This window comes from Ottowia sp., assembly GCF_046348305.1.
Lineage (GTDB): Bacteria > Pseudomonadota > Gammaproteobacteria > Burkholderiales > Burkholderiaceae_C > Ottowia.
Genome location: NZ_JAXMEM010000013.1, coordinates 23,603 through 47,755 on the forward strand (window position 1 = coordinate 23,603; position 24,153 = coordinate 47,755).

At 68.7% G+C, this 24,153-nt stretch carries 17 protein-coding genes and 1 pseudogene; 8 read left to right on the forward strand and 10 right to left on the reverse strand.

Going from position 1 to position 24,153, the window contains the following annotated elements; translation table 11 throughout:
* Nucleotides 1–88 precede the first annotated feature (88 nt).
* The 6 genes from U1F38_RS15180 (at nucleotide 89) to U1F38_RS15205 (ending at nucleotide 6,983) form a co-directional block, all read left to right on the forward strand.
* Complete coding sequence (locus U1F38_RS15180) at nucleotides 89–1,840, forward strand: PHA/PHB synthase family protein (protein WP_409987912.1); 1,752 nt, start codon at nucleotides 89–91, stop codon at nucleotides 1,838–1,840.
* 69 nt (nucleotides 1,841–1,909) lie between these two features.
* A complete protein-coding gene (locus U1F38_RS15185; RefSeq protein ID WP_409987913.1) occupies nucleotides 1,910–3,091 on the forward strand; it encodes an acetyl-CoA C-acetyltransferase in 1,182 nt (393 codons plus the stop codon).
* 137 nt (nucleotides 3,092–3,228) lie between these two features.
* Entirely contained in the window at nucleotides 3,229–3,969 is a 741-nt protein-coding gene (gene phbB, locus U1F38_RS15190) for an acetoacetyl-CoA reductase (protein WP_409987914.1), read from the forward strand.
* 128 nt (nucleotides 3,970–4,097) lie between these two features.
* Nucleotides 4,098–5,099 carry a tRNA dihydrouridine(20/20a) synthase DusA gene (gene dusA, locus U1F38_RS15195; RefSeq protein WP_409987915.1) on the forward strand — a complete coding sequence of 334 codons (1,002 nt, stop codon included), beginning with the start codon at nucleotides 4,098–4,100 and terminating at the stop codon, nucleotides 5,097–5,099.
* Between the two features lie 63 nt (nucleotides 5,100–5,162).
* Entirely contained in the window at nucleotides 5,163–5,708 is a 546-nt protein-coding gene (locus U1F38_RS15200; RefSeq protein WP_409987916.1) for a GNAT family N-acetyltransferase, read from the forward strand.
* A 102-nt stretch (nucleotides 5,709–5,810) separates the two neighbouring features.
* Nucleotides 5,811–6,983, forward strand: coding sequence for a trans-sulfuration enzyme family protein (locus U1F38_RS15205; RefSeq protein WP_409987917.1), 1,173 nt, complete (start codon nucleotides 5,811–5,813; stop codon nucleotides 6,981–6,983).
* A gap of 206 nt (nucleotides 6,984–7,189) precedes the next feature.
* Here U1F38_RS15205 and U1F38_RS15210 read toward each other — a convergent pair whose 3' ends face one another.
* The 5 genes and pseudogenes from U1F38_RS15210 to U1F38_RS15230 all read right to left on the reverse strand — a co-directional run bounded on the left by U1F38_RS15210 (nucleotide 7,190) and on the right by U1F38_RS15230 (nucleotide 9,821).
* Complete coding sequence (locus tag U1F38_RS15210; RefSeq protein ID WP_409987918.1) at nucleotides 7,190–7,576, reverse strand: hypothetical protein; 387 nt, start codon at nucleotides 7,574–7,576, stop codon at nucleotides 7,190–7,192.
* On the reverse strand, nucleotides 7,551–7,760 hold the full coding sequence (locus U1F38_RS15215; protein WP_409987919.1) for a hypothetical protein: 210 nt from the start codon (nucleotides 7,758–7,760) through the stop codon (nucleotides 7,551–7,553). Before U1F38_RS15215 ends, U1F38_RS15210 begins: the two co-directional genes overlap by 26 nt.
* Before the next feature lie 88 nt (nucleotides 7,761–7,848).
* Nucleotides 7,849–8,370, reverse strand: coding sequence for a zinc ribbon domain-containing protein (locus tag U1F38_RS15220; RefSeq protein WP_409987920.1), 522 nt, complete (start codon nucleotides 8,368–8,370; stop codon nucleotides 7,849–7,851).
* 13 nt (nucleotides 8,371–8,383) lie between these two features.
* Nucleotides 8,384–8,590 (reverse strand): annotated as a pseudogene (locus tag U1F38_RS15225) (IS481 family transposase); the annotation flags it as partial.
* 67 nt (nucleotides 8,591–8,657) lie between these two features.
* Entirely contained in the window at nucleotides 8,658–9,821 is a 1,164-nt protein-coding gene (locus tag U1F38_RS15230; RefSeq protein ID WP_409987921.1) for an L-lactate dehydrogenase, read from the reverse strand.
* 129 nt (nucleotides 9,822–9,950) lie between these two features.
* Between U1F38_RS15230 and U1F38_RS15235 the strand changes: the two genes are divergently transcribed.
* On the forward strand, nucleotides 9,951–11,285 hold the full coding sequence (locus tag U1F38_RS15235) for an MATE family efflux transporter (RefSeq protein WP_409987974.1): 1,335 nt from the start codon (nucleotides 9,951–9,953) through the stop codon (nucleotides 11,283–11,285).
* Nucleotides 11,286–11,395: 110 nt separating this feature from the next.
* On the forward strand, nucleotides 11,396–13,057 hold the full coding sequence (locus tag U1F38_RS15240; RefSeq protein ID WP_409987922.1) for an L-lactate permease: 1,662 nt from the start codon (nucleotides 11,396–11,398) through the stop codon (nucleotides 13,055–13,057).
* 225 nt (nucleotides 13,058–13,282) lie between these two features.
* On the opposite strand, the gene U1F38_RS15245 is transcribed toward U1F38_RS15240, so the two are convergent.
* The 5 genes from U1F38_RS15245 to U1F38_RS15265 all read right to left on the reverse strand — a co-directional run bounded on the left by U1F38_RS15245 (nucleotide 13,283) and on the right by U1F38_RS15265 (nucleotide 24,085).
* On the reverse strand, nucleotides 13,283–13,801 hold the full coding sequence (locus U1F38_RS15245; protein ID WP_409987923.1) for an OsmC family protein: 519 nt from the start codon (nucleotides 13,799–13,801) through the stop codon (nucleotides 13,283–13,285).
* Between the two features lie 51 nt (nucleotides 13,802–13,852).
* Nucleotides 13,853–13,993 carry a hypothetical protein gene (locus tag U1F38_RS15250; RefSeq protein WP_409987924.1) on the reverse strand — a complete coding sequence of 47 codons (141 nt, stop codon included), beginning with the start codon at nucleotides 13,991–13,993 and terminating at the stop codon, nucleotides 13,853–13,855.
* Between the two features lie 147 nt (nucleotides 13,994–14,140).
* On the reverse strand, nucleotides 14,141–15,532 hold the full coding sequence (gorA, locus tag U1F38_RS15255; RefSeq protein WP_409987925.1) for a glutathione-disulfide reductase: 1,392 nt from the start codon (nucleotides 15,530–15,532) through the stop codon (nucleotides 14,141–14,143).
* A gap of 84 nt (nucleotides 15,533–15,616) precedes the next feature.
* A complete protein-coding gene (locus U1F38_RS15260) occupies nucleotides 15,617–17,977 on the reverse strand; it encodes a transglycosylase domain-containing protein (protein ID WP_409987926.1) in 2,361 nt (786 codons plus the stop codon).
* A gap of 153 nt (nucleotides 17,978–18,130) precedes the next feature.
* Nucleotides 18,131–24,085, reverse strand: a complete 5,955-nt coding sequence (locus U1F38_RS15265) for an alpha-2-macroglobulin family protein (RefSeq protein WP_409987927.1) — start codon at nucleotides 24,083–24,085, stop codon at nucleotides 18,131–18,133.
* Nucleotides 24,086–24,153: the final 68 nt, after the last annotated feature.

Below are 24,153 nucleotides of genomic sequence, written 5' to 3' on the forward strand. Positions count from 1 at the left end.
CCCCGCAAAACCCTTCGTGCGCTCAAGGGCGCGTGAGCGGGTGCTTGTTCGAACCAGACGAATCAACGGCGATGCAAGGAGACAAGTCATGACCCCCGATCAGCCATTTGCCGCGTGGCAGCAATGGATGGGCTCCAGCCCCTTCCCCGGCGTGCCCGGCATGGAAGCCAGCCTGCGCGAAGGCTGGAGCAAGGCGCTGGAGCAGTTGCAGAACTTCGATGCCACGGAGCTCGGTGTGACAGGCGCCGCGATGCGGCAAGCCCCGCAAATCCGCTTTGCGCCCGAGAAATTGCAGCAATTGCAGCAAGACTACCTGCGTGAGGCCACCGAGCTGTGGAACCAGTCGCTGCAGTCCAGCCTGAGCCTGGCCGACAAGCGCTTCAAGGACGACGCCTGGGAGCGCAACCCCATGTCGGCGTTTGCCGCGGCCGTCTACCTGCTCAACGCCCGCACCCTGCTGACGCTGGCCGAGGCCGCCGAGAGCGACCCCAAGACCAAGGCACGCCTGGTGTTTGCCGTCGAGCAGTGGATGGCCGCCAGCGCGCCCAGCAACTTCCTGGCCTTCAACCCCGAGGCCATCAAGAAGGCCGTGGCCACCAAGGGCGAATCGCTGGCCCGCGGCGTGCAGAACATGCTGACCGACATGCGCCAGGGCCACGTGTCGATGACCGACGAGAGCCTGTTCGAGGTCGGCAAGAACGTGGCCACCACCGAGGGCGCGGTGGTGTTCGAGAACGACTTTTTCCAGCTCATCGAATACAAGCCGCTCACCGCCAAGGTGCACGAGCGGCCCTTCCTGCTGGTGCCCCCGTGCATCAACAAGTTCTACATCCTCGACCTGCAGCCCACCAACTCCTTCATCCGCTACGCCGTCAGCCAGGGCATGCGCACCTTCGTGGTGAGCTGGCGCAATCCCGACGCGTCGATGGAAAAGGCCACCTGGGACGACTACATCGATAAAGCCGCCATCACCGCCATCGCCACCGTGCAGGACATCACGGGCGCCAAGCAGATCAACGCGCTGGGCTTTTGCGTGGGCGGCACCATCCTGACCACCGCGCTGGCGGTGCTGGCCGCGCGCGGCGAAAAGCCGGTCGCGTCCCTCACCCTGCTGACCACGCTGATCGACTTCACCGACACCGGCATCCTGGACGTGTTCATCGACGAGGGCGTGGTCAAGTTCCGCGAGATGCAGATGGGCAAGGGCGGACTGATGAAGGGCCAGGACATGGCCAGCACCTTCAGCTTCTTGCGGCCCAACGACCTGGTGTGGAACTACGTCGTCGGCAACTACCTCAAGGGCGAGACGCCGCCGCCGTTCGACCTGCTGTACTGGAACAGCGACTCGACCAACCTGCCCGGGCCGTTTTTCACTTGGTATCTGCGCCACACCTACCTGCAAAACGACCTGATCAAGCCCAACAAGGTCACGGTGTGCGGCGAGAAGATCGACCTGCGCAAGCTCGACATCCCGGTGTACGTGTACGGCTCGCGCGAAGACCACATCGTGCCCATCGGCGGCGCCTATGCGTCCACCCAGCACCTGCCGGGCAAGAAGCGCTTCGCCATGGGCTCGTCGGGCCACATCGCCGGCGTCATCAACCCGCCAGCGGCCAACAAGCGCAGCCACTGGCTGCGCGAGGACGGCAAGTTCCCGAAAGACGTCAAGGACTGGATCGCCGGCGCCACCGAAAAGCCCGGCAGCTGGTGGACCGACTGGTCTGCCTGGCTCGCCAGCCACGCCGGCAAGCAGGTGCCCGCGCCCAAGGCCTATGGCAAGGCGCCCAAGTACAAGGCCATCGAGCCGGCGCCGGGGAGCTACGTGCAGGCCAAGGCCTGATTTTTAGTCAAATGGGCCGCCAGGCCGCATTGATCAAGCGCAAACAGCTATCAAAAGGAGAGTATCGTCATGGAAGACATCGTCATCGTTTCCGCCGTACGCACGGCCGTCGGCAAGTTCGGCGGCTCGCTGGCCAAGGTGCCCGCCACCGAGCTGGGCGCCATTGCCATCAAGGCCGCGCTGGAGCGCGCCAAAGTCGCGCCCGACCAGGTGGGTGAGGTCATCATGGGCCAGGTGCTGTGCGCCGGCAGCGGGCAGAACCCGGCGCGCCAGGCGCTGATGAAGGCCGGCATCGCCAAGGAAACGCCGGCGCTCACCATCAACGCCGTCTGCGGCTCGGGCCTGAAGGCGGTGATGCTGGCGGCGCAGGCTGTAGCCACGGGCGACAGCGAGATCGTGGTGGCCGGCGGTCAGGAGAACATGAGCGCCAGCCCGCACGTGCTGCCCGGCAGCCGCGACGGCCAGCGCATGGGCGACTGGAAAATGGTGGACACCATGATCGTCGATGGCCTCTGGGACGTGTACAACAAGTACCACATGGGCATCACGGCCGAGAACGTGGCCAAGCAAGAGGGCATCACGCGCGAGATGCAGGACGCGCTGGCGCTGGGCAGCCAGCAGAAGGCCGCCGCCGCGCAGGCCGCGGGCAAGTTCAAAGACGAGATCACGCCCGTCAGCATCCCGCAGCGCAAGGGCGATCCGATCGTCTTCGACAGCGACGAGTTCATCAACAAGAAGACCAACGCCGAGGCGCTGGCCGGCCTCAAGCCCGCCTTCGACAAGGCCGGCAGCGTGACGGCCGGCAACGCCAGCGGCATCAACGACGGCGCCGCCGCGGTGGTCGTCATGACGGCCAAGAAGGCGGCGTCGCTGGGGCTCAAGCCGCTGGCGCGCATCGTGTCGTATGCCACCAGCGGGCTGGACCCGGCGACCATGGGCCTGGGCCCCGTGCCGGCCACGCAAAAGGCGCTCAAGCGCGCCGGCTGGGCGGTGGGCGACGTCGATCTGTTCGAGCTGAACGAGGCCTTTGCCGCGCAGGCCTGCGCCGTCAACAAGCTGCTGGGCGTGGACCCCAAGAAGGTCAACGTCAACGGCGGCGCGATCGCCATCGGCCACCCCATCGGCGCCAGCGGCTGCCGCATCCTGGTGTCCCTGCTGTACGAGATGCAGCGCAGCGGCGCCAGGAAGGGCGTGGCCGGGCTGTGCATCGGCGGCGGCATGGGCGTGGCGATGGCGCTCGAGCGCGTCTGACGGATGGATACAAACAAATGGGCGACTGGCGCAAGCCCTTGCGGCCCGGCCGCCTGTTTTTGATGTAGATTGGCCTTCTTGCCGCGCGAAAAGGGCGCAAGAAGCTATTATTTTTGTAGTTCAACGAGGAGACAGTCATGAGTCAGAAAGTTGCATACGTCACCGGCGGCATGGGCGGCATCGGCACCGCCATCTGCCATCGCCTGCACAAGGCTGGCTTCAAGGTCATTGCCGGCTGCGGGCCCACGCGCGACGCCGAAAAGTGGCTGGGCGAGCAAAAAGCCCAGGGCTTCACCTTTCACGCCAGCGTGGGCAACGTGAGCGACTGGCAGTCCACCGCTGACGCCTTTGCCAAGGCCAAGGCCGAGCACGGCCCCATCGACGTGCTGGTCAACAACGCCGGCATCACGCGCGACCGCATGTTCCTGAAGATGTCGCGCGAAGACTGGGACGCGGTGATCGACACCAACCTCAACAGCATGTTCAACGTCACCAAGCAGGTGGTGCCCGACATGGTCGAGCGCGGCTTTGGCCGCATCATCCAGATCAGCTCGGTCAACGGCCAGAAGGGCCAGGCCGGCCAGACCAACTACTCGGCCGCCAAGGCCGGCATGCACGGCTTTTCGATGGCGCTGGCGCAGGAGCTGGCGGGCAAGGGCGTCACGGTCAACACCGTCAGCCCCGGCTACATCGGCACCGACATGGTCAAGGCCATCCGCCCCGACGTGCTTGAAAAGATCGTCGCCACCATCCCGGTCAAGCGCCTGGGCACGCCCGAGGAAATCGGCTCCATCGTCGCCTGGCTGGCCAGCGATGACGGTGGCTTCACCACCGGCGCCAACTTTGCCTGCAACGGCGGTTTGCACATGGAAGGATGAGGGTCCGTCCCTGATCGCCATCCACCCCGCTTCGGCGGGGTTTTTTGCGTCCTGCGTGGATCCGCTGCCGTGCGATCCGTGTGCAAGCCGTGTGCACCGGCGCCGCGCCGGGCTGGGATAATCGCCCCATGCCCGAGCTCATTTCTCCGTGGCGCTTGTCGGTGGCGCCGATGCTCGACTGGACCGACAAGCACTGCCGCTTTTTCCATCGCCTGCTCACCCAAAAGACCCGCCTGTACACCGAGATGGTGACCACCGGCGGCCTGCTGCATGGCAGCGAGCGGCGGCACCTGCGCATGGATGAATGCGAGCACCCGGTCGCTCTGCAACTGGGCGGCAGCGAGCTGCAGGATTTGGCGCGCTGCGCACAGATCGGCGCGCGCTGGGGCTATGACGAGATCAACCTCAACTGCGGCTGCCCCAGCGAGCGCGTGCAGCGCGGCGCCTTCGGCGCCTGCCTGATGGCCGAGCCGCACCTGGTGGCCGACGGCGTGAAGGCGATGGTCGATGTGGTGGATGTTCCCGTCACCGTCAAGCACCGCATCGGCATCGACCGCGAGGAGAGCTATGCCTTCGTGCGCGACTTTGTCGGCACCGTGGCCGAGGCCGGCTGCCAAGTCTTCATCGTGCATGCGCGCAACGCTTGGCTCAAGGGCCTGAGCCCGAAGGAAAACCGCGAGATCCCGCCGCTGCGCTACGAAAGCGTGTATCAGCTCAAGCGCGACTTTCCGCAGCTCACCATCGTGCTCAACGGCGGCGTGACCAGCGACGAGCAGATTGCCCAGCACCTGCAGCACGTGGACGGCGTGATGCTGGGGCGCGAGGCCTATCACCACCCCTGGCTGATGACCGGCTGGGACGCGCGCTTTTGGGGCGGCGCGCCCAACCCGCGCACCCGCGCCGAGGTCGAGGCCGCCATGGTGGCCTACATGCAGCGCGAGGCGCTGGAGGACGGCACGCCCTGGTCGGCCATTGCCCGCCACATGCTGGGCCTGCACCACGGCGAGCGCGGCGCCCGCCTGTGGCGCCAGATCTGGAGCGACCACCGGCGCAAGCCGCTGCCGGCCGCCGAGGTGGCGGCGCAGGCCGCGGCGGTGCTGGCCGACGGGCAGGCTGAAGCGCTTGCTTGAAGCCAAATGCGCCTCTTGCCCGCACCAGGCCAGCGCAAGCAGCTATCGAATCAGGAATGACCGGTGAGCTTGCCGCCTGACGCCGACGCGCTGACGCTGGCGCCCCTGCGCGCCGCCGACCTGCCGGCCGTCATGCGCATTCAGGCTCAGTGCTACAGCGCCATCGTGCCCGAGTCCCTGCAAAGCATGTCGGCCAAGCAGCAGGCCGCGCCGCACACCTGCCATGGCGCGTGGCAGGGTGGCGAGCTGGTGGGCTATCTGCTGGCGCTACCGGTGCGCGGCCTGGGGCTGCCGGCGCTGGATAGCCCCGCCTGCACCATCGACCCGGCCGCCGACGCGCTGTATCTGCACGACCTGGCCCTGGCACCCGCGGCGCGCGGCAGCGGCGCCGGGCAGGCCCTGGTTGCGCGCGCACTGGCCGTCGGCGCGCAGCTGGGCCTGCGCCGCGCGCTGCTGGTGGCCATCCAGGGCTCGGCGCCTTACTGGGCGCGCCAGGGTTTTGATGGCATCGACCCCACGACGGAGGCCGTGCGCGCCAAACTGGCCAGCTACGGCGCCGACGCCCGGCTGATGCAACGGCCCTTGACCGGGTCGGCCAGCCCGGGCTGATGGCCGATGCTCATCAAACAATAGCTGCTTGCGCAGCAGGGATGCGCGCCAGAGGCCAAAATGGCTTTGAATCTTGCATCCCGCCCCAGTTCAGGAGACCCCATGACCCACCTGCGCACCCGCGCCGTCCACGCCGGCCAGCACCCCGACGCGGCCACCGGCGCCATCAGCACGCCGACCTATCAGACCACCGCCTTTGGCTACGGCACGCTGGAGCAGGGCGCGGCGCTGTTCGCGGGCCAGGCCGAGGGCTACCGCTACAGCCGCTTTGCCAACCCCACCGTGGCCGCGCTGGAGGCCAAGCTGGCCGACCTGGAAGGCGCCGAGGCGGCGGTGGCCTTTGCCAGCGGCACGGCAGCCTGCTCGTCGGTGCTGCTGGGTTTGCTCAAGCCCGGTGACGAACTGGTCTTTTTGGGCCCCCTGTACGGCGGCACCGAAGGCCTGCTGCGGGCATTCAGCGATCGTTGGGGCATCCGCGTGCAAGACGCCACGGCCAGCGGCCTGGCGGCAGCCATGACCCCCGCCACCCGCATGGTCTGGGTCGAGACGCTGACCAACCCCACGCTGCGCGTCAACGACCTGGCCGAAGTGGCGCGCCTGGCGCGTGCGCACGGGGCGATCAGCGTGGCCGACAACACCTTCTGCACGCCCGTGTTGGCGCGCCCGCTGGAGTTGGGGATCGACGTGGTGCTGCACTCCATGACCAAGTACCTGGGCGGCCACGGCGACGCCACCGGCGGCATCGTGGCCGGCCGTGCGGGCCTGGTCACGCCCGTGCGCCAGACCGGCCTGGGCCACGTCGGCGGCAACCTGGCCCCGGCCGAGGCTTATTTGTTCTTGCGCGGCATCAAAACCCTGCCGCTGCGCATGGCCGCGCACTGCGAAGGCGCGCTGGCGGTGGCGCAATTCCTGGCCCAGCACCCCGCCGTGCGCACCGTGCACTACCCCGGCCTGCCCACGCACCCGCAGCACGATCTGGCGCGCCGCCAGCTGCACGGCGGCTTTGGCGGCATGGTCACGTTTGAGCTGGCGCGCGCCGAGCGCGCCGAGGCGGCCCGCGTGCTGAATCGCCTGCACCTGTTCACCCAGGCCGTATCACTGGGCGACGTGGACAGCCTGGCCTGCCACCCGGCCAGCACCACGCACAGCTTTGTGTCGCAGCAGGCGCGCGAGGCGGCCGGAGTGGGCGAGGGCATGATCCGCCTGAGCGTGGGGATCGAGCATCCGGATGATTTGGTGGCGGATTTGGGGCAGGCCCTTCAGACCGGAGGCTGACTACGGGCTACGACTTGACGTGCTTTCGGATCAATCTTGCCAAGATTGCCAGGTCATTCCGTCGAAATCTGCATTCTTGTGTGAGCGGCCAGGGGAAATCTTCATCTGACCCCAATTCCCCCAATTCCCTGTAAGTGTTTACCATAGCCCGTGGCGCAGGCGCAAAAAAAACCGCCCTGGGGCGGTTGGTGTCGGGGTGGGTGGGCCTACTTTGGCGGCGCGCGGTTTCTGGCGACAAAGGCCGTCACCAAGCCGACAAGTGTTGCCCCGCCTATGATTGAGGCCACCAGGTCGTGGCCGTGCATGGCGAGGTAGGCGGCCACGCCAAGGCCGCCGATGGCGACCAGCAGGGCGAAGACCAGGCCGGCCAAGCGCTCGACGAAGATCAGCGTGTTGACGCGGCGGTTTTCGGCGCGGCGGGCGTCGGATTCAAGGGCTGTTTGATTGAATATCCAGTCCACACGCTCAGGCGCAAGCTCCTTGATGCGGCTGATTTGCTCAACCGGCAACAGGGGTGCGTCGGTGGTGGTTTGCGAGAGCGTGACCTCCGCGTCACGCGAGCGGGCACTAGCGTTTGTATGTCTGCTGGCCATCGGTGGTCAGTTGATGGGCGGCGCAGCGGCGAAAGTCGGCATCTACACGGCGCATGTCGCCAGCGATGGCAGAAAAGTCGCCTCGCGCATCGCCATGCTTGGGGCGGCGATAGCGCCGGTCAGGCTGGAACGGGTTGCCCACCGCGATCCCAGACCGGGCCAGCATTTTGAGCAATGCAGTCATGTTGGTCTCCTTGGGTGGTACTTTATATGGTAGCACGCGAGAGCTTGCTGCGAAAAGAAGGCCGTAGGCGGTTTGGTGTGTGGTTGGCTTAGATGGCTAGCTTTGCGCCGCGATAGCTGTTTCCGGTCTTGCCGCCGCACAGCTTATTCCAGTCGCCGCTCTTGCCGTCCTTGCCTATGGCGGCGTTGTCCGTCACGATGGCGTTGAACGAGTTCGTGGCGCGGTAGGTGATGCATACCGCGCCGCTGGGCATGTAGAGCGCGTCAACCAGCTCGAATGAGGCCGGGTTCTTCGCGCTGGCTTTCAGGGCGCGCGCCACCGTCACGACGCGCTGAAATTCGGCCTCTGACTTGGCTTTTGCTTCGGCTTCTGCGGCGCGCTGTTCGGGCGTCTTCGCGGCTTCCGTCGCAGCTTGTTCTTCGGCGCGCTTGGTTCCGGCTTTTTGTCCATCCATGATGGCCGGTGCGACAGAAACCACGACCAACGCAAGAAACCCTGTGACGATCCATGTCAGCTTGCTGGTGCGTTTGATCTTCGCGCCGCAGCTGGGGCACGCCGTGGCCTTGGTGCTGATCTGCGCTCCGCATTCGCTGCATTTTGTCATTGCCATGAGTATTCCTTTGCTACATGTCGCATCCCGGACGATCATAAGGTCGCCGATGGAACAAATGCGGATGGGTTTTATACCACTGCTTCATGGCCTGCAGCGGCGTGAAGCTCTTGAGGGCTGACTGGTGGTTGTACAAGGCCACGTAACGCAGCAGTGTGCTGTCCAGATCTTCCTGGCTGTTGAATCGATGCGTGTTCAGGACGTCGGCAATACGGCCATGGCGAAAAATGGGGTCAGATCAGAATTAGTTTCTTCCTGCAAAAGCTGAACCTGCTTGACCGACCTGGTCAAGCCACCGGAAACGTCCCCGCCCGCAGAATGCCCCGATCCACATTCCCAATCTGCGTATGCCCGCAAAAGGCCATGGTGGTGTCCAGCTCCTTGTGGATGATCTCCAGCGCCTTGGCCACGCCCGCTTCGCCCGCCGCGCCCAGGCCCCACAGAAAGGCGCGGCCGATGTAGGTGCCGCGCGCGCCCAAGGCCCAGGCTTTCAGCACGTCCTGGCCGCTGCGGATGCCGCTGTCCATGTGCACTTCGATCTGGCTGCCGACCGCATCGACGATGGCGGGTAGGGCGTGGATGGCGGAGGGCGCGCCGTCCAGCTGGCGACCGCCGTGGTTGCTGACGATCAGCGCGTCGGCGCCGCTGTCCACGGCCAGGCGGGCGTCCTCGGGCTCCATGATGCCCTTGATGATGATCTTGCCGCCCCAGCGCTTCTTGATCCATTCCACGTCGCCCCAGTTCAGGCGCGGGTCGAACTGGCCGGCCGTCCAGGCGCCCAGGTTGCTCATGTCGGTCACGCCCTTGACATGGCCGTGGATGTTGCCGAACTGGCGCCGTTTGGTGCCCGCCATGCCCAGGCACCAGCGCGGCTTGGTCGCCAGGTTCAGCAGGTTCATCAGCGTGGGCTTGGGCGGGGTTGAAAGGCCGTTCTTGATGTCCTTGTGGCGCTGGCCGAGGATCTGCAAGTCCAGCGTGATCATCAGCGCGCCGCAGCCGGCCGCCTTGGCGCGGTCGATCAGGCGCTCGATGAAGTCGCGGTCGCGCATCACGTACAGCTGAAACCAGAAGCCCGGCCCGGCGTGCTGGGCCACGTCCTCGATGGAGCAGATGCTCATGGTCGAGAGGGTGAAGGGAATGCCGAACGCCCGGGCCGCGCGCGCCGCCAGGATTTCGCCGTCGGCGTGCTGCATGCCGGTCAGGCCCGTGGGCGCGATCGCCACCGGCATGGCCACGCTTTCGCCGATCATGGTGGCGGCGGTGCTGCGGCCTTCCATGTTGATGGCTACGCGCTGGCGCAGCTGAATGGGCGCAAAGTCGGCCTGGTTGGCGCGGTAGGTGCCCTCGGTCCAGCTGCCTGAATCCGCGTAGTCGTAGAACATGCGCGGCACGCGGCGCTTGGCGATGACGCGCAGGTCTTCGATGCAGGTGATCTTGCTCAGGTCGGTCATGGTGGCTCCTCGGATGCCGCTATCGTATTCGCTTTCAGGCGCCCCGCCGCGCACCGCGGGCTTGGCACAATGCGCGCCGTGACCGCCGCCATACCCGCCGCTTCCTCCTCCCGCGCCGAGCTCAAGACCATGGTGGGCCACGCCGGATCGGTGTGGATCGGGCAGGTCGCCGTCATGGCCTTTGGGGTGGTGGACACCATCGTGGCCGGGCGCCATTCCGACCTGTCGCTGGCGGCGCTGGCCGTGGGCTCGGCCGTGTTCATCACGGTCTATGTGTCGCTGTTCGGCCTGCTCAGCGCGCTGCTGCCCATCTGGGCCGAGTTGCATGGCGCGCGCCGGCTGCCCGATCTGGGCCGCTCGGTGCGCCAGTCGCTGTACCTGTGCGCGGTGGCCAGCGCGCTGGGCATGGCGGTGCTGCTGTTTTCCACGCCCTTGCTGCAATTGGCCGAGGTGCCGCCCGACTTGCAGCCCGTGGCCGCCAGCTATCTGGCCGTGGTGGGCTGGAGCCTGCCGGCGGCCCTGCTGTTTCGCGCCTTCAGCAACCTGTGCCAGTCGCTGGGCAAGCCGCAACTGGTGAGCTGGCTGCAGGTGGTGTCGCTGTTCGTCAAGGTGCCGCTGTCGGTGTGGCTGACCTTTGGCGGCGCGGGCGTGCCCGGGATGGGCGTGGTGGGCTGCGCCTGGGGCACGTTCATCGTCAACTACGTGCTGCTGGGCCTGGCGCTGTGGCTGCTGCGCAAACAGAGCCTGTTTGCGCCGCTGGGCCTGTGGCAGCGACTGGAGCGCCCGCACGCGCCCACGCAGGCCGCCTTTGCGCGCCTGGGCCTGCCGGCGGCGCTGACGGTGCTGGTGGAGATCACCTCGTTCACGCTGATGGCGCTGTTCGTCGCCCGGCTGGGCACCACCGCCACGGCCGCGCACCAGATCGCCGCCAACGTGACCGCGCTGCTGTACATGACGCCGCTGTCGCTGGCCATTGCCACCAGCGCGCGGGTGAGCTATTGGCGCGGCGCGGGCGACGAGGCGCGGGCGCGCAAGGTGGCACTGCAGGGCTCGGCGCTGGCGCTGGTGCTGGCCGCGCTGGCGGCCCTGGCGGTGCTGGCCCTGCGCCCCGGCATTGCCGCCGTCTACACCGCGCACGCCGGCGTGGCGCTGCTGGCCACGCGCCTGCTGGCCTGGGTGGCGCTGCTGCACCTGGCCGACGCCGTGCAGACGCTGGCCATCTTCGTGCTGCGCTGCTACCGCGTCACGCTGGCGCCGTTTGTGGCCTATGGCGTGCTGCTGTGGGGCTTTGGCCTGGGCGGCGGCTATGTGCTGGCCTATCGCGGCCTGGGCCCGTGGCCGGCGCAGCAGTCACCCGCCGCCTTCTGGCAGGCCGCCGCCGGTGCCCTGCTGGTGACGGCGCTGCTGGTGCAGGCAATGCTGCGGCGCGTGAGCCGGCGGGCGGTGGCGCTGCAAGTGGGCTGAGGCGGGCCCAAAAATGTTGATCTGACCCCAATTTATTTTTTCGGCGGCAGGGGCGTCCTCTGCCATGATCGAGCGCTTTTGATTTTTCAATTCAAGGAAGAGGAGAGGCCATGGTTTGGCAACAAATTTACGACCCGTTCGGGAACATGGTTGTGTCCACGCTGCTCGCGGCCATTCCGGTCGTGGTGATGCTGGGGGCGCTGGGGCTGTTTCACATCAAGGCGCACATCGCCGCCGGCATGGGCCTGGTGGCGGCGGTGCTGGTGGCCATCTTTGCCTATGGCATGCCGGCCGACATGGCGGGGCGCGCGGCCATGCTGGGGGCGTTCACGGGGTTGCTGCCGATCGGCTGGATCGTGCTCAACATCATCTTTTTGCACCAGCTGACCGAGCAGAACGGCAGCTTTGCCGTGCTGCAGGATTCGCTCTCGGGCATCACCGAGGACCGGCGCATCCAGCTGCTGCTGATCGCCTTTTGCTTCGGCGCCTTCTTCGAGGGCGCGGCGGGCTTTGGCACGCCGGTGGCGGTGACGGCGGCCATCCTGATCGGCCTGGGTTTTTCGCCTTTGGCGGCCTCGGGCCTGTCGCTGATTGCCAACACCGCGCCGGTCGCCTTTGGCGCTTTGGGCACGCCGGTGCTGACGCTGGCCAAGGTGCATGGCTACGACCTGATGGAGGTCACCGCCATGATCGGGCGCCAGCTGCCGTTCTTCTCGCTGCTGGTGCCGTTCTGGCTGATCTGGGCCTTTGCCGGGCGCAAGGGCATGCTGGAGATCTGGCCGGCCATTCTGGTGACCGGCGTGTCGTTTGCCGTGCCGCAATACCTGGTGTCCAACTTCATCGGGCCGGAGCTGGTGGACATCATCGCCGCCATCGTCTCGATGGCCTGCCTGGTGGGCTTTTTGCGCGTGTGGCAGCCCAAGAAAATCTGGACCTCGCCCTCGCTGCGCGGCCATGACCCCAGCGCCGCCGAGGCCAAGCCGGCCAAGCCCATCACGCGCCACAGCACCGAGGCCCTGGTGGCGGCTTGGACGCCGTGGGTCATCCTCTCGGTGTGCGTCTTCATCTGGGGCCTGCCCTCGGTCAAGACCTGGCTCAACGGCCTGTTCGCGCCCGCCTTCCCGATCGAGGGCCTGCACAACATGATCGAGAAGGTGCCGCCCGTGGTCTCCAAGCCCACCAAGGAGGGCGCGGTCTACACGCTGAACCTGCTGTCGGCCACCGGCACCGGCATCCTGCTGTCGGCCATCATCAGCGCCTTTGTCATGAAGTACAACCCGGTGGGCATCGTGCGCACCTTCTTCAAGACGCTGTGGCTGGTCAAGTACTCGCTGCTGACCATCGCGCTGATGCTGGCGCTGGGCACGCTCACGCGCTACTCGGGCACCGACACCACGCTGGGCCTGGCCTTTGCCAACACCGGCGTGCTCTACCCCTTCTTCGGCACGCTGATGGGCTGGCTGGGCGTGGCGCTGACGGGCTCGGACACGGCATCCAACGTGCTCTTCGGCGGCATGCAGAAGGTGGCCGCCGACCAGCTGGGCCTGTCGCCCAACCTGATGGGCGCGGCCAACAGCTCGGGCGGCGTGATGGGCAAGATGATCGACGCCCAGTCCATCGTTGTCGCATCCACCGCCACGCGCTGGTTCGACCACGAGGGCGACATCCTGCGCTACGTGTTCTTCCACTCCATCGCGCTGGCCTGCCTGGTCGGCCTGTACGTGACCATGCAGGCCTATGTGTGGCCGTTCACGCTGATGGTGGTGCACTGATCTTGTGATGTTTTCGGGGTGCAGCGCTTGTATGACAAGCGCTGGCAGCTCTTGTAAAAATAGCAACGGGCGCCTTGGGCGCCCGTTGTCTTTGGGACTTCGAGACGGGCGGATCGTCGAACGAAACGCCGAGCGAAGAACGTTGATCCGGCCGTCTTGTCCAAGCCTAGACTGATGAGGACGTCGGCCAGCAGCCCGCCATGGGCTCAGGCTCGACTGGCCGGCTCAGGAGGGCAGCCTGATTTCAAGCTGCGTCGGGATCGCCCGGCGAATCGCGTCGCCCACGGGGGAATGCGCCTCGGCCCATTCGACGATTTCGCGCAGTTGCTGCGCCGACGCGCCCTTGCCTTCAATGGTCACGCGGACACGCATCGCCTGCGGCCCCGGCGGCACCCCGTTGCCCAGCCCGAAAATGCCGCGATCATCGGACGTGCTGTCGACTGCCACCTCGATGTGGGCAAGCTCCACGCCAAGCTGCGCGGCCCGCATGGCGATGACGGTCGCATCGCAGTTGGCCAGGGCCGCACGCAAAAACCAGCCCGGCGTGGGCGCGCTCCCACCGCCGCCGACGGTTTTGGGCATGTCGGAGATCAGCGTCGCGCCGTTGGGCCCCTCGGCCCGGCACACCAGGCCGCCCTGGACCGTCGCCACGGCGGCTTTGTCGGATACGGCGCCCTTGTCCGGGTTGTCCGCGAAATACTGCGTGACGCGGGCGATCGCCTCTTGAATCCGTGTGTCGCTCATGATGCTTCCCTGTCGAAAAAAATGGGGTCAGATGAACATTAATTCCCTGACTCACTGCTTGTTTTTCGTCTTCCCCTTGGGCAGCACGGCCGTGACGGGCGCCTGCGGGCGGTCCGACGGGACGTCGGTCTTCGGCGGTGATTTGTCCTTCTTCGGCTTTTTCACCATTTTTTCTCGGCGTTGCTCACCCATGGTCGGCTCCTTGTGTGCGGTTGCGTGAGGCAGCGATGGTAGCCGGGTCCGGGCGGGTGCGGGCAGCCGGTGCGGACAAAAATGCCGTGCGCCTTGCGGCCCATCGGTCAACGGCGCGCGTCGGCCCCGGGGCCTGCGCTCAGGCGCTCAGGTCCGGCTGATTTGGCGCAGCGTGACGAACTCCTCGGCGCTGGTCGGGTGAATGCCGATGGTGGCGTCGAGCTGCGCCTTGGTGGCGCCGCACTTCAGCGCCACGGCAAAGCCCTGCACGATTTCGCCCGCGTCGGCGCCCACCATGTGCAGGCCCAGCACGCGGTCGGTTTGGGCGTCGACGATCAGCTTGGTCAAGGTGCGCTCAGTGTTGCCGCTCAGCGTGTGCTTGAGCGGCTTGAAGTCGCTGCGAAACACCTGGATGGCGCCGACCTGCTCGCGCGCCTGCTGCTCGGTGAGGCCCACGGTGCCGATGGGCGGGTGGGTGAAGACGGCGGTGGGGATGCCCGCATAGTCCATGGTGCGCGCGGGCTGGCCCGGCGGGGGGCCGAACAAGTGGTCGACCAGCGCCATGCCCTCGGCCAGGGCGACGGGCGTCAGCTCCATGCGGCCCACCACGTCGCCGATGGCGTAGATGCCGGGCACGCTGGTGGCAAAGCGCGCGTCCACCTCGATCGCGCCGTTGTCGGACTGTCGCACGCCCAGCGCGTCCAGCCCCAGGCCCGCCGTGTTGGCGCGGCGGCCCGTGGCGTAGAGCACCACGTCGGCGTCGATGGCAGAGCCATCCTTCAGGTGCACGCGCCGCGCGTCGCCCAGCGCCTCGATGCGCGCCACGTCGGCGTGGGTGCGGATGTCGACGCCGTGCTTGCGCATCTCGCCGGCGGCGAAGTCGCGCACTTCGTCGTCAAAGCCGCGAAGGATCTGCGCGCCCCGGTACAGCAGCGTGACCTGCGCGCCCAGGCCGTGAAAGATGCTGGCCATCTCGCAGGCGATGTAGCCGCCTCCCACCACCACCAGCCGCCGGGGAAACCGCGGCAGGTCGAACATGTCGTCGGACGTGACGATCCACTCGCGCCCCGGCACATCGGGCACGAAGGGCGTGCCGCCGGTGGCGATCAGGATGTGGCGCGCGCTGTGGCGCTGGGTGCCGCCGCCCTCCAGCGTGACCTCGACCGTGTGGGCGTCAAGCAGGCGCGCGTGGCCTTGCAGGCGCAGCACCTTGGCGCCGGTCATCAGGCCTTCGTAGATGCCGTTCAGGCGCGCGATCTCCTGGGCGCGGTTGGCCTTGAGCGTGTCCCAGTCCAGCGTGGGCGCGCCGGGCAGGCGCCAGCCAAAACCCGCGCTTTCGGCAAAGGCCTCGGCGTAGTGCGCACCGTAGCTGTAGAGCTTCTTGGGGATGCAGCCCACGTTGACGCAGGTGCCGCCCATGCGTCCGCTTTCGGCCATGGCCACGCGCGCGCCGCGCTGCGCCGCAAAGCGCGCCGCGCGCACGCCGCCCGAGCCGCCGCCGATGACGAAGAGGTCGTGGTCGAAGGAAGGGGTTGCCATGGTCTTGAATCAATGATGCGTGTTGCGCGATGCACTTGAGTGTAGGCAGCCGCCGCAGCCTGGGTGCGGCAAAGGCCTTGTCAGTTATTCATGGCGCTGCGTCATGGCGCTGCGCGTTCCCGGCGGTTTGATTTGGGCCCCGCGCACCTCGATGCGCCGCTCGTCCTGCACCGCGCCGCGGCCGTCGCGCAGCTGAACCACGTGCCGGCCCGGCCAAGGCAGCCACTGAGCTTCGCGGCCGCGGCCGATCTCGTGCGCGCCGATCCACCAGTGCAGGTTTTGCGGCTTGGCCGATCCGGCGTCGGCCTGCAGCAGCAGACGCTGGTTGGCCGGCGGGATGTCGGGGTCGAGCGCCAGGATGGTGCCGTCCTGCGGGCGCGTGATGCGCGGAGGCACGTCGCTGCCGGGCTGGGCGGGTTTCAAGCCTTTTTGGCTTGCAGCGCTTGCCGGCTCTGCGCTGGCAGCTTCCGATTCAATAGCAAATACGGATTGAGCGGTGCCGGGCAGAAACCATTCGTCGCGCGCCGCCTCGGGCGCGCCGCCAAAGCGCACGCCAGTGTGCACCAGGGTGGCGGGGGCGGGCGGAGGGTGCGAGGGCCGGCCCTCGTGCAGCGCGCGCATCAGCTCGGCCCACACCGGCGCGGCGCCGTAGGTGCCGCTCACGTCCCACATGGGCGCGCCGCTGGCGTTGCCCACCCACACGCCCACGGTGTAGCGCTGCGAGAAGCCCACGACCCAGTTGTCGCGCATGTCCTTGCTGGTGCCGGTCTTGACCGCGGACCAGAAGCGCGTCGCCAGGATCGAATCGAGCCCGAAGGTGAGGGCGCGCGCGTTGCGGTCGGCCAGGATGTCGGCCACGATGAAGGCGGCGGCGGGGTCGATGGCTTGATGGCAGGAGGGGGCGCCACCCTCACCCCGGCCCTCTCCCGCAAGCGGGAGAGGGAGTGGACGGCCCGCTGCGCGGGAAGAGACGGGCGTCTCACCCCGGCCCTCTCCCGCAAGCGGGAGAGGGGGTGAGGATTTGGCTTCCTCGCCCCTTTGGGGAGAGGGTTGGGGTGAGGGGCGCGGCGCGTCGGGCAAAAGCCGAGGCGGGCAATACCGCCCGCCGTTGGCCAGCGCCCGGTAGGCGTTGGTCAATTGCAGCAAATTGACCTCGGCGCTGCCCAGCGCCAGGCTGTAGCCGTAGTAGTCGCCGCCCTCCGGCAGCGCGATGCCCAGCGCGCCCAGTTGCGCGTGAAAAGCGCGCGGCGACACCATGACCAGCGCGCGCACCGCCGGCACGTTGAGCGAGGAGGCCAGTGCCGTGCGCACCGACACCCAGCCCTTGAAATGGCGGTCGTAGTTTTGCGGGATGTACAGGCCGCTGGCGGTTTGCAGCTGGGCGGGCGAGTCGTGCAGCAGCGAGGCGGCGGTGAGGCGCCGCTCGGCAATGGCCTGCGCGTACAGGAAGGGCTTGAGTGCGCTGCCGGGCTGGCGCGGCGCGGTGACGGCATCGACCTCGGCGGCGCGGCTCAAGTCACCGCTGGAACCCACCCAGGCCAGCACCTGGCCGCTGGCGTTGTCCAGCACCACGGCGGCGCCGTCTTCCACGTGGCGGCCGCGCAGCTCCTGAAGCTGCTGCCGCAGCGATGCAAGCGCCAGGCGCTGCACGCGCGCATCGAGCGTCGTGCGGATGGTGCGCGGCACGGGCGCGCCCGCCGGCAGCGCGGCCAGCAGCCGGCGGGCGAAGTGCGGCGCGATGCCTTCGGCCGGCGCCCAGGCGCGGCGCGCCAGGGCCAGCTCGGCCTGCATGTCCAGGGCCACGCAGTCGCTGGCCGCGCCCGCGGGCCGCATCGCCTTGAGCACGCCGCAGGCGCGCTGCGCCACGCGCGCCGCGCTGGCGTTGGGCGCGCGCACCAGCGCGGCAGCAATCGCCGATTCGCTGTCGGTCAGGCCATGCGGGGCCTTGGCAAACAGGGTGCGCGACAGCGCGTCGATGCCCACCAGCTCGCCGCGAAAGGGCACCAGGTTGAGGTAGGCCTCCAGGATCTGGTCCTTGCGCCAGCCGGATTCGAGCCGGGTCGCCATCAGGGCCTGGCCGATCTTCTGGCGCAGGCTGCGCCCGCCCGTGCCCAGGCGCAGGTCCTCGTCCAGCAGGCCGGCCAGTTGCATGGTCAGCGTGCTGGCGCCGCGCGTCTTGGTGTTCCACAGGTTGGCCCAGGCGGCGGCGGAGACGGCGCGCCAGTCCACGCCGCTGTGCTCGTAGAAGCGCTGGTCCTCGGACAGCACCAGAGCATGGCGCAGCGCGGGCGAGACGTCGGCCAGCGGCACCCAGTCGCCGCGGCGCACGCCACGGTCGGTGCGCAGGCGCTCGATCGGCTCGCCGTGGCGGTCCACGAACACCGTCTCCGACGGCCGATGCTCGGCGCGCACGTCGTCGAATTTCTGGGCATGCGCATGGCCCATGAAAAACAGGACGCAGAGGACGCAGAAAAAACGCAGAGGACGCGAAAAAAACATCATTTCAATGGGGGCAGCCGCCATCTCGATCCATTCGGGAAATCGATTCTTCTTGCGTCCTTTGCGTCCTTTGCGGCCTCTGCGTTCGGCGGTTGGTATTCAAGGCTGCTTCACGTCCACCGTCGCATTGGGCAGCTCGCCGAACATCTCGGGCGCGTACAGGGCCTCGACGCGGCTGGGCGGCAGCTGGAAGTGGCCGGCGTTGTTCAGGCGCAGCGTGTATTCCATCTTGATGCTGCCCTTGGGCAGATAGGCGTAGTAGCTGCGGAAGGACTCGAAGCTGCGCTCCTCGAAGGCGGCCCAGCCGTAGCCGTCGCGCTTTTCGCCCTGCGTGGCAATGGCCGAGTCGCGCCCCAGGCCGCTGCCCAGGATGGTGGCGCCGGCGGGCACGGGGTCGGTCACGGCCACCCAGGTCATGGGGGCGCTGCCGGTCACCTCCAGCGTCACGCGCAGGATGTCGCCGCGCGTGTAGTGCGCGGCGGGCAGGTTCTTGTCCGCCTGCTCGACGGGGGTGATGGTCTTGCGGATCTGGTAGCCGGCGGCCATGGGCGCCTTCAGATCGACGGCGGCGAGCGCCTGCAGCGTGAGCCAGGGCTTGCCGCTGCCGCTGTGGGTGACCGTGAGCGCTTGCGCTCCGCTCGCATCGGGCCAGGGCAGCATCAGGGTGTTGCCCGTCAGTTGCCCCGGCTCGGCCGGCGCGCCGAAGAAGCGCCTGCCCGTCGCGGGCTCGCCGGCCTTCAGGCGCTTGACCTGCTTCCAGTCCACCTCGCCGCCGGCGCCGTCCAGCGTGGCGCGCGTGATGCCGGCCACGGGCTGCGCTTCTTGCGTGCGCGAGAACTGGCGCAGCGCCAGCGACCCCCACAGGTTGGCGGTGGTGGTGGTCCAGGCGCCACCCTTCTGGCGCGCGATGAAGCCCGAGACCAGGCGGCCCAGATCGTCCTTCCAGTCCGCGTCGTTCATCACCGTGAGCAGCAGGCGCGCGGCGTTGACGTCGCCGCCGGCCATCAGCCACCACCAGGCGTCGTCTTGCTCGGTGGCAAAGATCAGGCGCGTGCCCTGCACCGACAGGCGCGCGCGCAGGATTTGCAGGGCCTCGGCCAGCCGTTGGGGCTGCTCGGGGATGCCCTTGACGCGCCGCAGCACGCTCACCCAGTCAATCACGGCGCTGGTGGGCCACTGGTTGGGCGCGATGGTGATGCTGGTCAGCATGGCCGGCTGCGCGGCGCCGTAGCGCGACAGCGCCTCGATGGCGGCCAGCTTGCGCACGTCCAGGTCGGCGCGCGGCGACCAGTGCTTGCGCTCGATGCGGCCGGCCACGAAGTCCGTCAGGCCCTGGGCCATGCGCTGGCGCGCGTCCTCGGGCAGGCGGTACGCGGGGTTCAGGCGCGCGGCCTCGTCGGTGGCGGCCAGCAGCCAGGCGGTGAGGGTGTCGCTGCCGCTGTCGGGCTGACCCGCCTGCGGCGGAAAGTACGACGCCAGGCCGTTGCCGTCCAGGTAGGCCGGCAGTTGCGCGACGGTGCGCTGCCAGGCCTGGGTGTCGTCCATGCCGATGGCCTTGCTGGTCTGCTGCTCCAGGCATGAATAGGGGTAGCGCGCCAGCCAGTCGCGGATGGCGGGCAGGCCCTCGGCCAGGCTGGGCTGCAGCGACAGCTTGAGGCCGCCGCGCTTGGCGCCCTGGGCGGGCAGGGCGCCCTCCGGCGGGGCCACGGGCAGGCTGTAGGGGCCGTCCAGCTGCACCAGCGTGGCCTGCTGCACCGTCAGCGGCACGGCGGGCACGATGCGCTGGCTGATCTTGAGCGCGTCGCGCGCGCCGCCGTTGAGGTCGCGCGCCTGCACTTCCCACAGCAGGGCCTCGGCGCGGGTGGCGGCCAGCGGCACGGGCGCGGTCACGTCCCAGTGCGCCTCGCGCGCCTCACCGGCGGGAATGTCCAGGGTTTGCGCCGCCAGGTCGAGCAAGGTGGCGCGCGGCGTGACCTGCACCTTCATCGGCTTGGCCGTGGTGTTGCGCAGCGTGAGCATGGCGGTGAACGCATCGCCCTCGCGCACCAGCGGCGGCAGGCCGCTGATGATCTGCAAGTCCTGCGTGGCGCGGATGCTGGTCTGGCCGGTGCCGAACTGGGCCAGGCCCATGTCCGCCACGGCGACGATCTGGAAGGTGGTGAGCGCGTCGTTCAGCGGCACCTCGATGCGCGCCTGGCCCTGCGCGTCGAGCTGCAGGCGCGGCTGCCACAGCAGCAGGGTGTCCAGCAGCTCGCGCGTGGGGCTGGCGCCGCCGTCGCCGCCCGCGGGCACGGCCTTGCGGCCGTAGTGGCGCCGGCCGATGATTTCCATCTGCGCGGTGGCCGTCTCCACGCCCCAGGCGCGGCGCGTGAGCATGGCGTCCAGCAGGTCCCAGCTGTGGTTGGGCATTAGCTCCAGCAGGGCCTGGTCCACCGCGGCCAGCGCCACTTCGGCGTGGGCGGCGGGCTGGCCGTTGGCTTGGCGGGCCGTGATGGTGACCTGCGCCTTGCCGCGCACGGGGTAGGTGGCCTGGTCGGCCTTGACCTCGACGGCGAGCTGGTTGGCGCGCGTGGCTACCTTGAGCTCGGCCATGCCCAGACGAAAGGCCGGCTTGCTCAAATCCACCAGCGCCGTCGGCGGGGCGTAGTCCTTGCTGTCGTGCCAGAAGGCCTGCCACCACTCGCGCGGCGCCTGGTAGCCCCAGGTGAAGAAGCTGTACCACGGCACCTCGTGCACGCGCCCGCGCAGGGCCAGCACGCTGACGTACACGTTGGGGCCCCAGCCGTCCTGGATCTTGACGTGCACCGTGGGGTCGCTGCCCTGCAGTTGCACCACCTCGGTGTGCAGGATGCCTTCGCGCTCCACCGCCACCAGGGCCGTGGCGTGGCGAAACGGCATGCGCACCTGCAGGCGCGCGGTGTCGCCGCTCTGGTAAGTCTTTTTCTCGGCCAGCACGTCCATGCGGTCGTCGTTGCGCCCGCCAAACCACAGCTCGCCCTGGCCCGTGACCCACACCGAGCTGGCCGCGACCGAGCTGCGGCCCTGGTCGTCGCGCGCGCTGGCCACCAGTTCGATCTCGCCGGGCTGGGTCAGCTTGACGCTGCACGCCAGCAGGCCGCTGGCATTGCTGGTGCCGGTGCAGACGGTGCCCAGGTCCTTGGTCTCGGTGCGGCTGTCGTAGGCGTAAAACCCGCCGACCATGCGCTTGCGGCTGGTGACGGTGGTGCGCGCGATGGCACGCACGTCCAGCGGCACGCCGGCCTTGGGCTTGCCCTCCAGGTCCAGCGCCAGCGCCTGCACCTGCGCCGACTGGCTGACCGAGGCCCAGCTCTCGGTCTTGATGCCGGCCAGCACCGCGGCCGGCCACAGCGTGCGCGTGCCGCGCAGGGTTTGCAGCTCGCCGTTGGGGTCGGCATAGGTGGCCTCCAGCACCAGCTGGCGCGGGGCGGGCGCGGCGGCGAGGGGCTCGATCACGACCTGGCCCAGGCCGTCGCGACCCAGCGTGGCGGGCAGCTTGTCGGCCACGCCCCGCGTGTCGTCGCTGGGGCTGTTGTCGGTGTCGTCCGCGCCCGACTTGCGCGGCGCGCTGAAGCTGAAGGCGTCGTAGTCGGCAAAGGAGGGCGTGTAGCCGCGCGTGAGCGCCGACACCCGCACCGGCAGGTTGGCGGCCGGCCCGCCGCCGACGTAGCCGACCTGCACCTGCACCGGCACGCGCGTGGCCGCGACCAGCGGCGCCTTGTCCAGCGGCGCCACGCTGCCCTTGAACACCGGCAGGCGAAACTCCTCGACGCGGAACGTGCCCGATTCGAGGTAGGTGCCGCCATCGTCCGTGCCTTGCCGGCGCAGCACCACCTGATAGACGCCCAGCTTGGCGGCGGGCGGAATGGCGAACTGGCTCTCGGCGCTGCGCCCGCCGGTGGCCGTCTGGCGCCAGGTGAGCGGCTGGGTGTATTCCTGCCCGCTGCCCAGATGGGTGATGACCAGGGTGTCCGGGTTCTTGCCGGGCAGGCCGAAGCCGGCGCGCGTCTCGGTGCGGATCAGGTGCTTCATCGACACCGTCTCGCCCGCGCGCAGCAGCGTGCGGTCGAACACCGTGTGGGCGCGCACGTCGGGCTGCGCCGCCATGCTGGTGGGCACGTTGAAGCGCCAGGGCTCGATGCCGCGCTGCCAGGACGACCAGGTAAAGGCCATGTCGGGCGCGCCGCGGTTGTTGGTGCGCGCGCTGACGAAGTAGGCGCGCTGGAAGTCGCCCAGGTACTCGCCCTCGCCCATGCAGTCGGGCGGCTGCGAGGGCAGGCCCTTGAATTGCGCCAGGCCCTGGGCGTCGGTGCTGGCCTGGGCCACGGGCTTGCCGCGGCAGTCGCTCACCTGCACCGTGGCGCCGGCCACCGGCGCGCCCTTGTCCAGCGTGGTGACCCAGGCCAGCGCGTTTTCGCGCCCCAGCTTGAAGTGCACGCCCAGATTGGTGACCAGCACCGAGCTGCGCACCACCATGCGGCGCCGGGCGCCATAGCCGGCGTCGAGCAGGGCCTGGCCCAGCAGCTGCGAGCTGACCTCGAGCACGTGAAAGCCCGGCGCCAGCGGCACGCCCACCACCTCGAACGGGCGCTCGCCCGTGGCGGGCGCCGCCGGCAGGGCGATCGACTTGACGCCGCCCTGGCCGGCCAGCAGCGACAGGGTGCGCGATTCGACCGCGTCCTTGGTCGAATCGCCCACGGCCGGCGGCAGCGCGGCCGCGCCGAAGTCGTCCCGCGCCTGATCGCGCGGCACCAGCCAGCGGTCGTAGCGCTGCACGCGGGTGAACCAGTGGATGATCTCGGCGTCGCTTTGCGGCTGCAAGTCGCCCAGTTGCAGGTCGCTGGCCTGCAGCTGGGGCTCCACGCGGCGCACCGTCAGCGGCAGCAGCGCCGGGCCATCCGGCCCCTCGGCAAAGCGCTCGACGATGCCGAAGGGCGCGGCGGCAAACTTGACCAGCGGCGGCAGCGGCCCGGTGTCGATCTTGAGCGGAAAGCTGGCCGCATTGGCCAGCGCGCGGCCGCTGGCGTCCTTCAGCTCGGCCGGCAGGCTGAGCGTGAGCGTGGCGCGTTCGGGAAAGGGGCCGTCGAAGCGGATGCGCTCCAGCAGGTCGTCGCCCTGGCTGTCTTCGTCGAAATGGGGCGATATCTCGGTCTTGTCCGAGCGCAGCCGCACCGCGCCCAGCAGCTTGCGCGCCACGGGCGCACTGAAGACCAGCTCGATCGGCCGGATCGGCATGCAGGCAGCCTGGGCGTTCTCGCGCTCGCAAGTGGTGCTGGCGGTAAAGGGCTCGCGCACCTTGAAGGCAAAGCGCCGCTCGATGCGGTTGGCCACGCCGCTGGGCGTGGCCACGCCGGCGCCGTAGATCAGCTGCACGCGGGTGGCGGGCGTCAGGCGCCGGTTGCAGGCCAGGGTGACGAAGCGCAGCGGATCGGCCTGCGCCGCCTTGTCATCGCCCAGCGCCTTCAGCAGCGCGTCGCGCGGCGCGCCCTCGATCAGGCGCACCGGCACGCGCTCGCCCAGGCCATCGACGGCGCAGCTGATGTGCGCGGTGGCGCTTTCGAGCGTGGCCGGCCCGTTCAGGCGCAGCACGAAGGCCTGCTCTTCCTCGATCGGCGTGGAGGGACTGGGCCGGATCGATTGAACAAACGGGCCGCCGCTATTGAATGAATAGCTGCTCGCGCTCTTCAGCAGTGCGCCAGAAGGCGATTTGAAGCCTGAAACCGGCTCGACGCGGCAGCGCACGCCCGGCGGCAGATCGGCCGCGAAGTCGAACACCCACTGCCGCGCGCTGACCCAGCGGCCCTGGCCGCGCCCGGCCGCGGCATCGTCGCAACTGACCGTGAGCGGCGCCGGCGCCCCGGCGTCGCCAAAGTTGACGGCGTTGTCGTCGAACTGCGCCGCCACCTGGCGCACGCGCGCCACCTCGCCCTGGGGCGTGAGTGCGGTGAGGGTCAGGGCCTGGGCGGGCAGGGCCAGCACGCACGCGGTCAGCGCGAGCCAGCGAAAGCGGTGGTGGGCGAAGGCGGGGGGGTGCATGCGGCCAGCATAGCGCACGCTTTGGGGTCGAACCGGTCTTTGTCCGAGTCCCGCGGGAAATTCCCAAA

Excerpts from the sequence above, each read along its gene's own strand:
- U1F38_RS15180 (WP_409987912.1), top strand. The coding sequence starts at position 89 with ATGACCCCCGATCAGCCATTTGCCGCGTGGCAGCAATGGATGGGCTCC.
- U1F38_RS15185 (WP_409987913.1), top strand. The coding sequence starts at position 1,910 with ATGGAAGACATCGTCATCGTTTCCGCCGTACGCACGGCCGTCGGCAAG.
- phbB (WP_409987914.1), top strand. The coding sequence starts at position 3,229 with ATGAGTCAGAAAGTTGCATACGTCACCGGCGGCATGGGCGGCATCGGC.
- dusA (WP_409987915.1), top strand. The coding sequence starts at position 4,098 with ATGCCCGAGCTCATTTCTCCGTGGCGCTTGTCGGTGGCGCCGATGCTC.
- U1F38_RS15205 (WP_409987917.1), top strand. The coding sequence starts at position 5,811 with ATGACCCACCTGCGCACCCGCGCCGTCCACGCCGGCCAGCACCCCGAC.
- U1F38_RS15210 (WP_409987918.1), bottom strand. The coding sequence starts at position 7,576 with ATGGCCAGCAGACATACAAACGCTAGTGCCCGCTCGCGTGACGCGGAG.
- U1F38_RS15215 (WP_409987919.1), bottom strand. The coding sequence starts at position 7,760 with ATGACTGCATTGCTCAAAATGCTGGCCCGGTCTGGGATCGCGGTGGGC.
- U1F38_RS15220 (WP_409987920.1), bottom strand. The coding sequence starts at position 8,370 with ATGGCAATGACAAAATGCAGCGAATGCGGAGCGCAGATCAGCACCAAG.
- U1F38_RS15230 (WP_409987921.1), bottom strand. The coding sequence starts at position 9,821 with ATGACCGACCTGAGCAAGATCACCTGCATCGAAGACCTGCGCGTCATC.
- U1F38_RS15235 (WP_409987974.1), top strand. The coding sequence starts at position 9,951 with ATGGTGGGCCACGCCGGATCGGTGTGGATCGGGCAGGTCGCCGTCATG.
- U1F38_RS15240 (WP_409987922.1), top strand. The coding sequence starts at position 11,396 with ATGGTTTGGCAACAAATTTACGACCCGTTCGGGAACATGGTTGTGTCC.
- U1F38_RS15245 (WP_409987923.1), bottom strand. The coding sequence starts at position 13,801 with ATGAGCGACACACGGATTCAAGAGGCGATCGCCCGCGTCACGCAGTAT.
- U1F38_RS15250 (WP_409987924.1), bottom strand. The coding sequence starts at position 13,993 with ATGGGTGAGCAACGCCGAGAAAAAATGGTGAAAAAGCCGAAGAAGGAC.
- gorA (WP_409987925.1), bottom strand. The coding sequence starts at position 15,532 with ATGGCAACCCCTTCCTTCGACCACGACCTCTTCGTCATCGGCGGCGGC.
- U1F38_RS15260 (WP_409987926.1), bottom strand. The coding sequence starts at position 17,977 with ATGGGCCATGCGCATGCCCAGAAATTCGACGACGTGCGCGCCGAGCAT.
- U1F38_RS15265 (WP_409987927.1), bottom strand. The coding sequence starts at position 24,085 with ATGCACCCCCCCGCCTTCGCCCACCACCGCTTTCGCTGGCTCGCGCTG.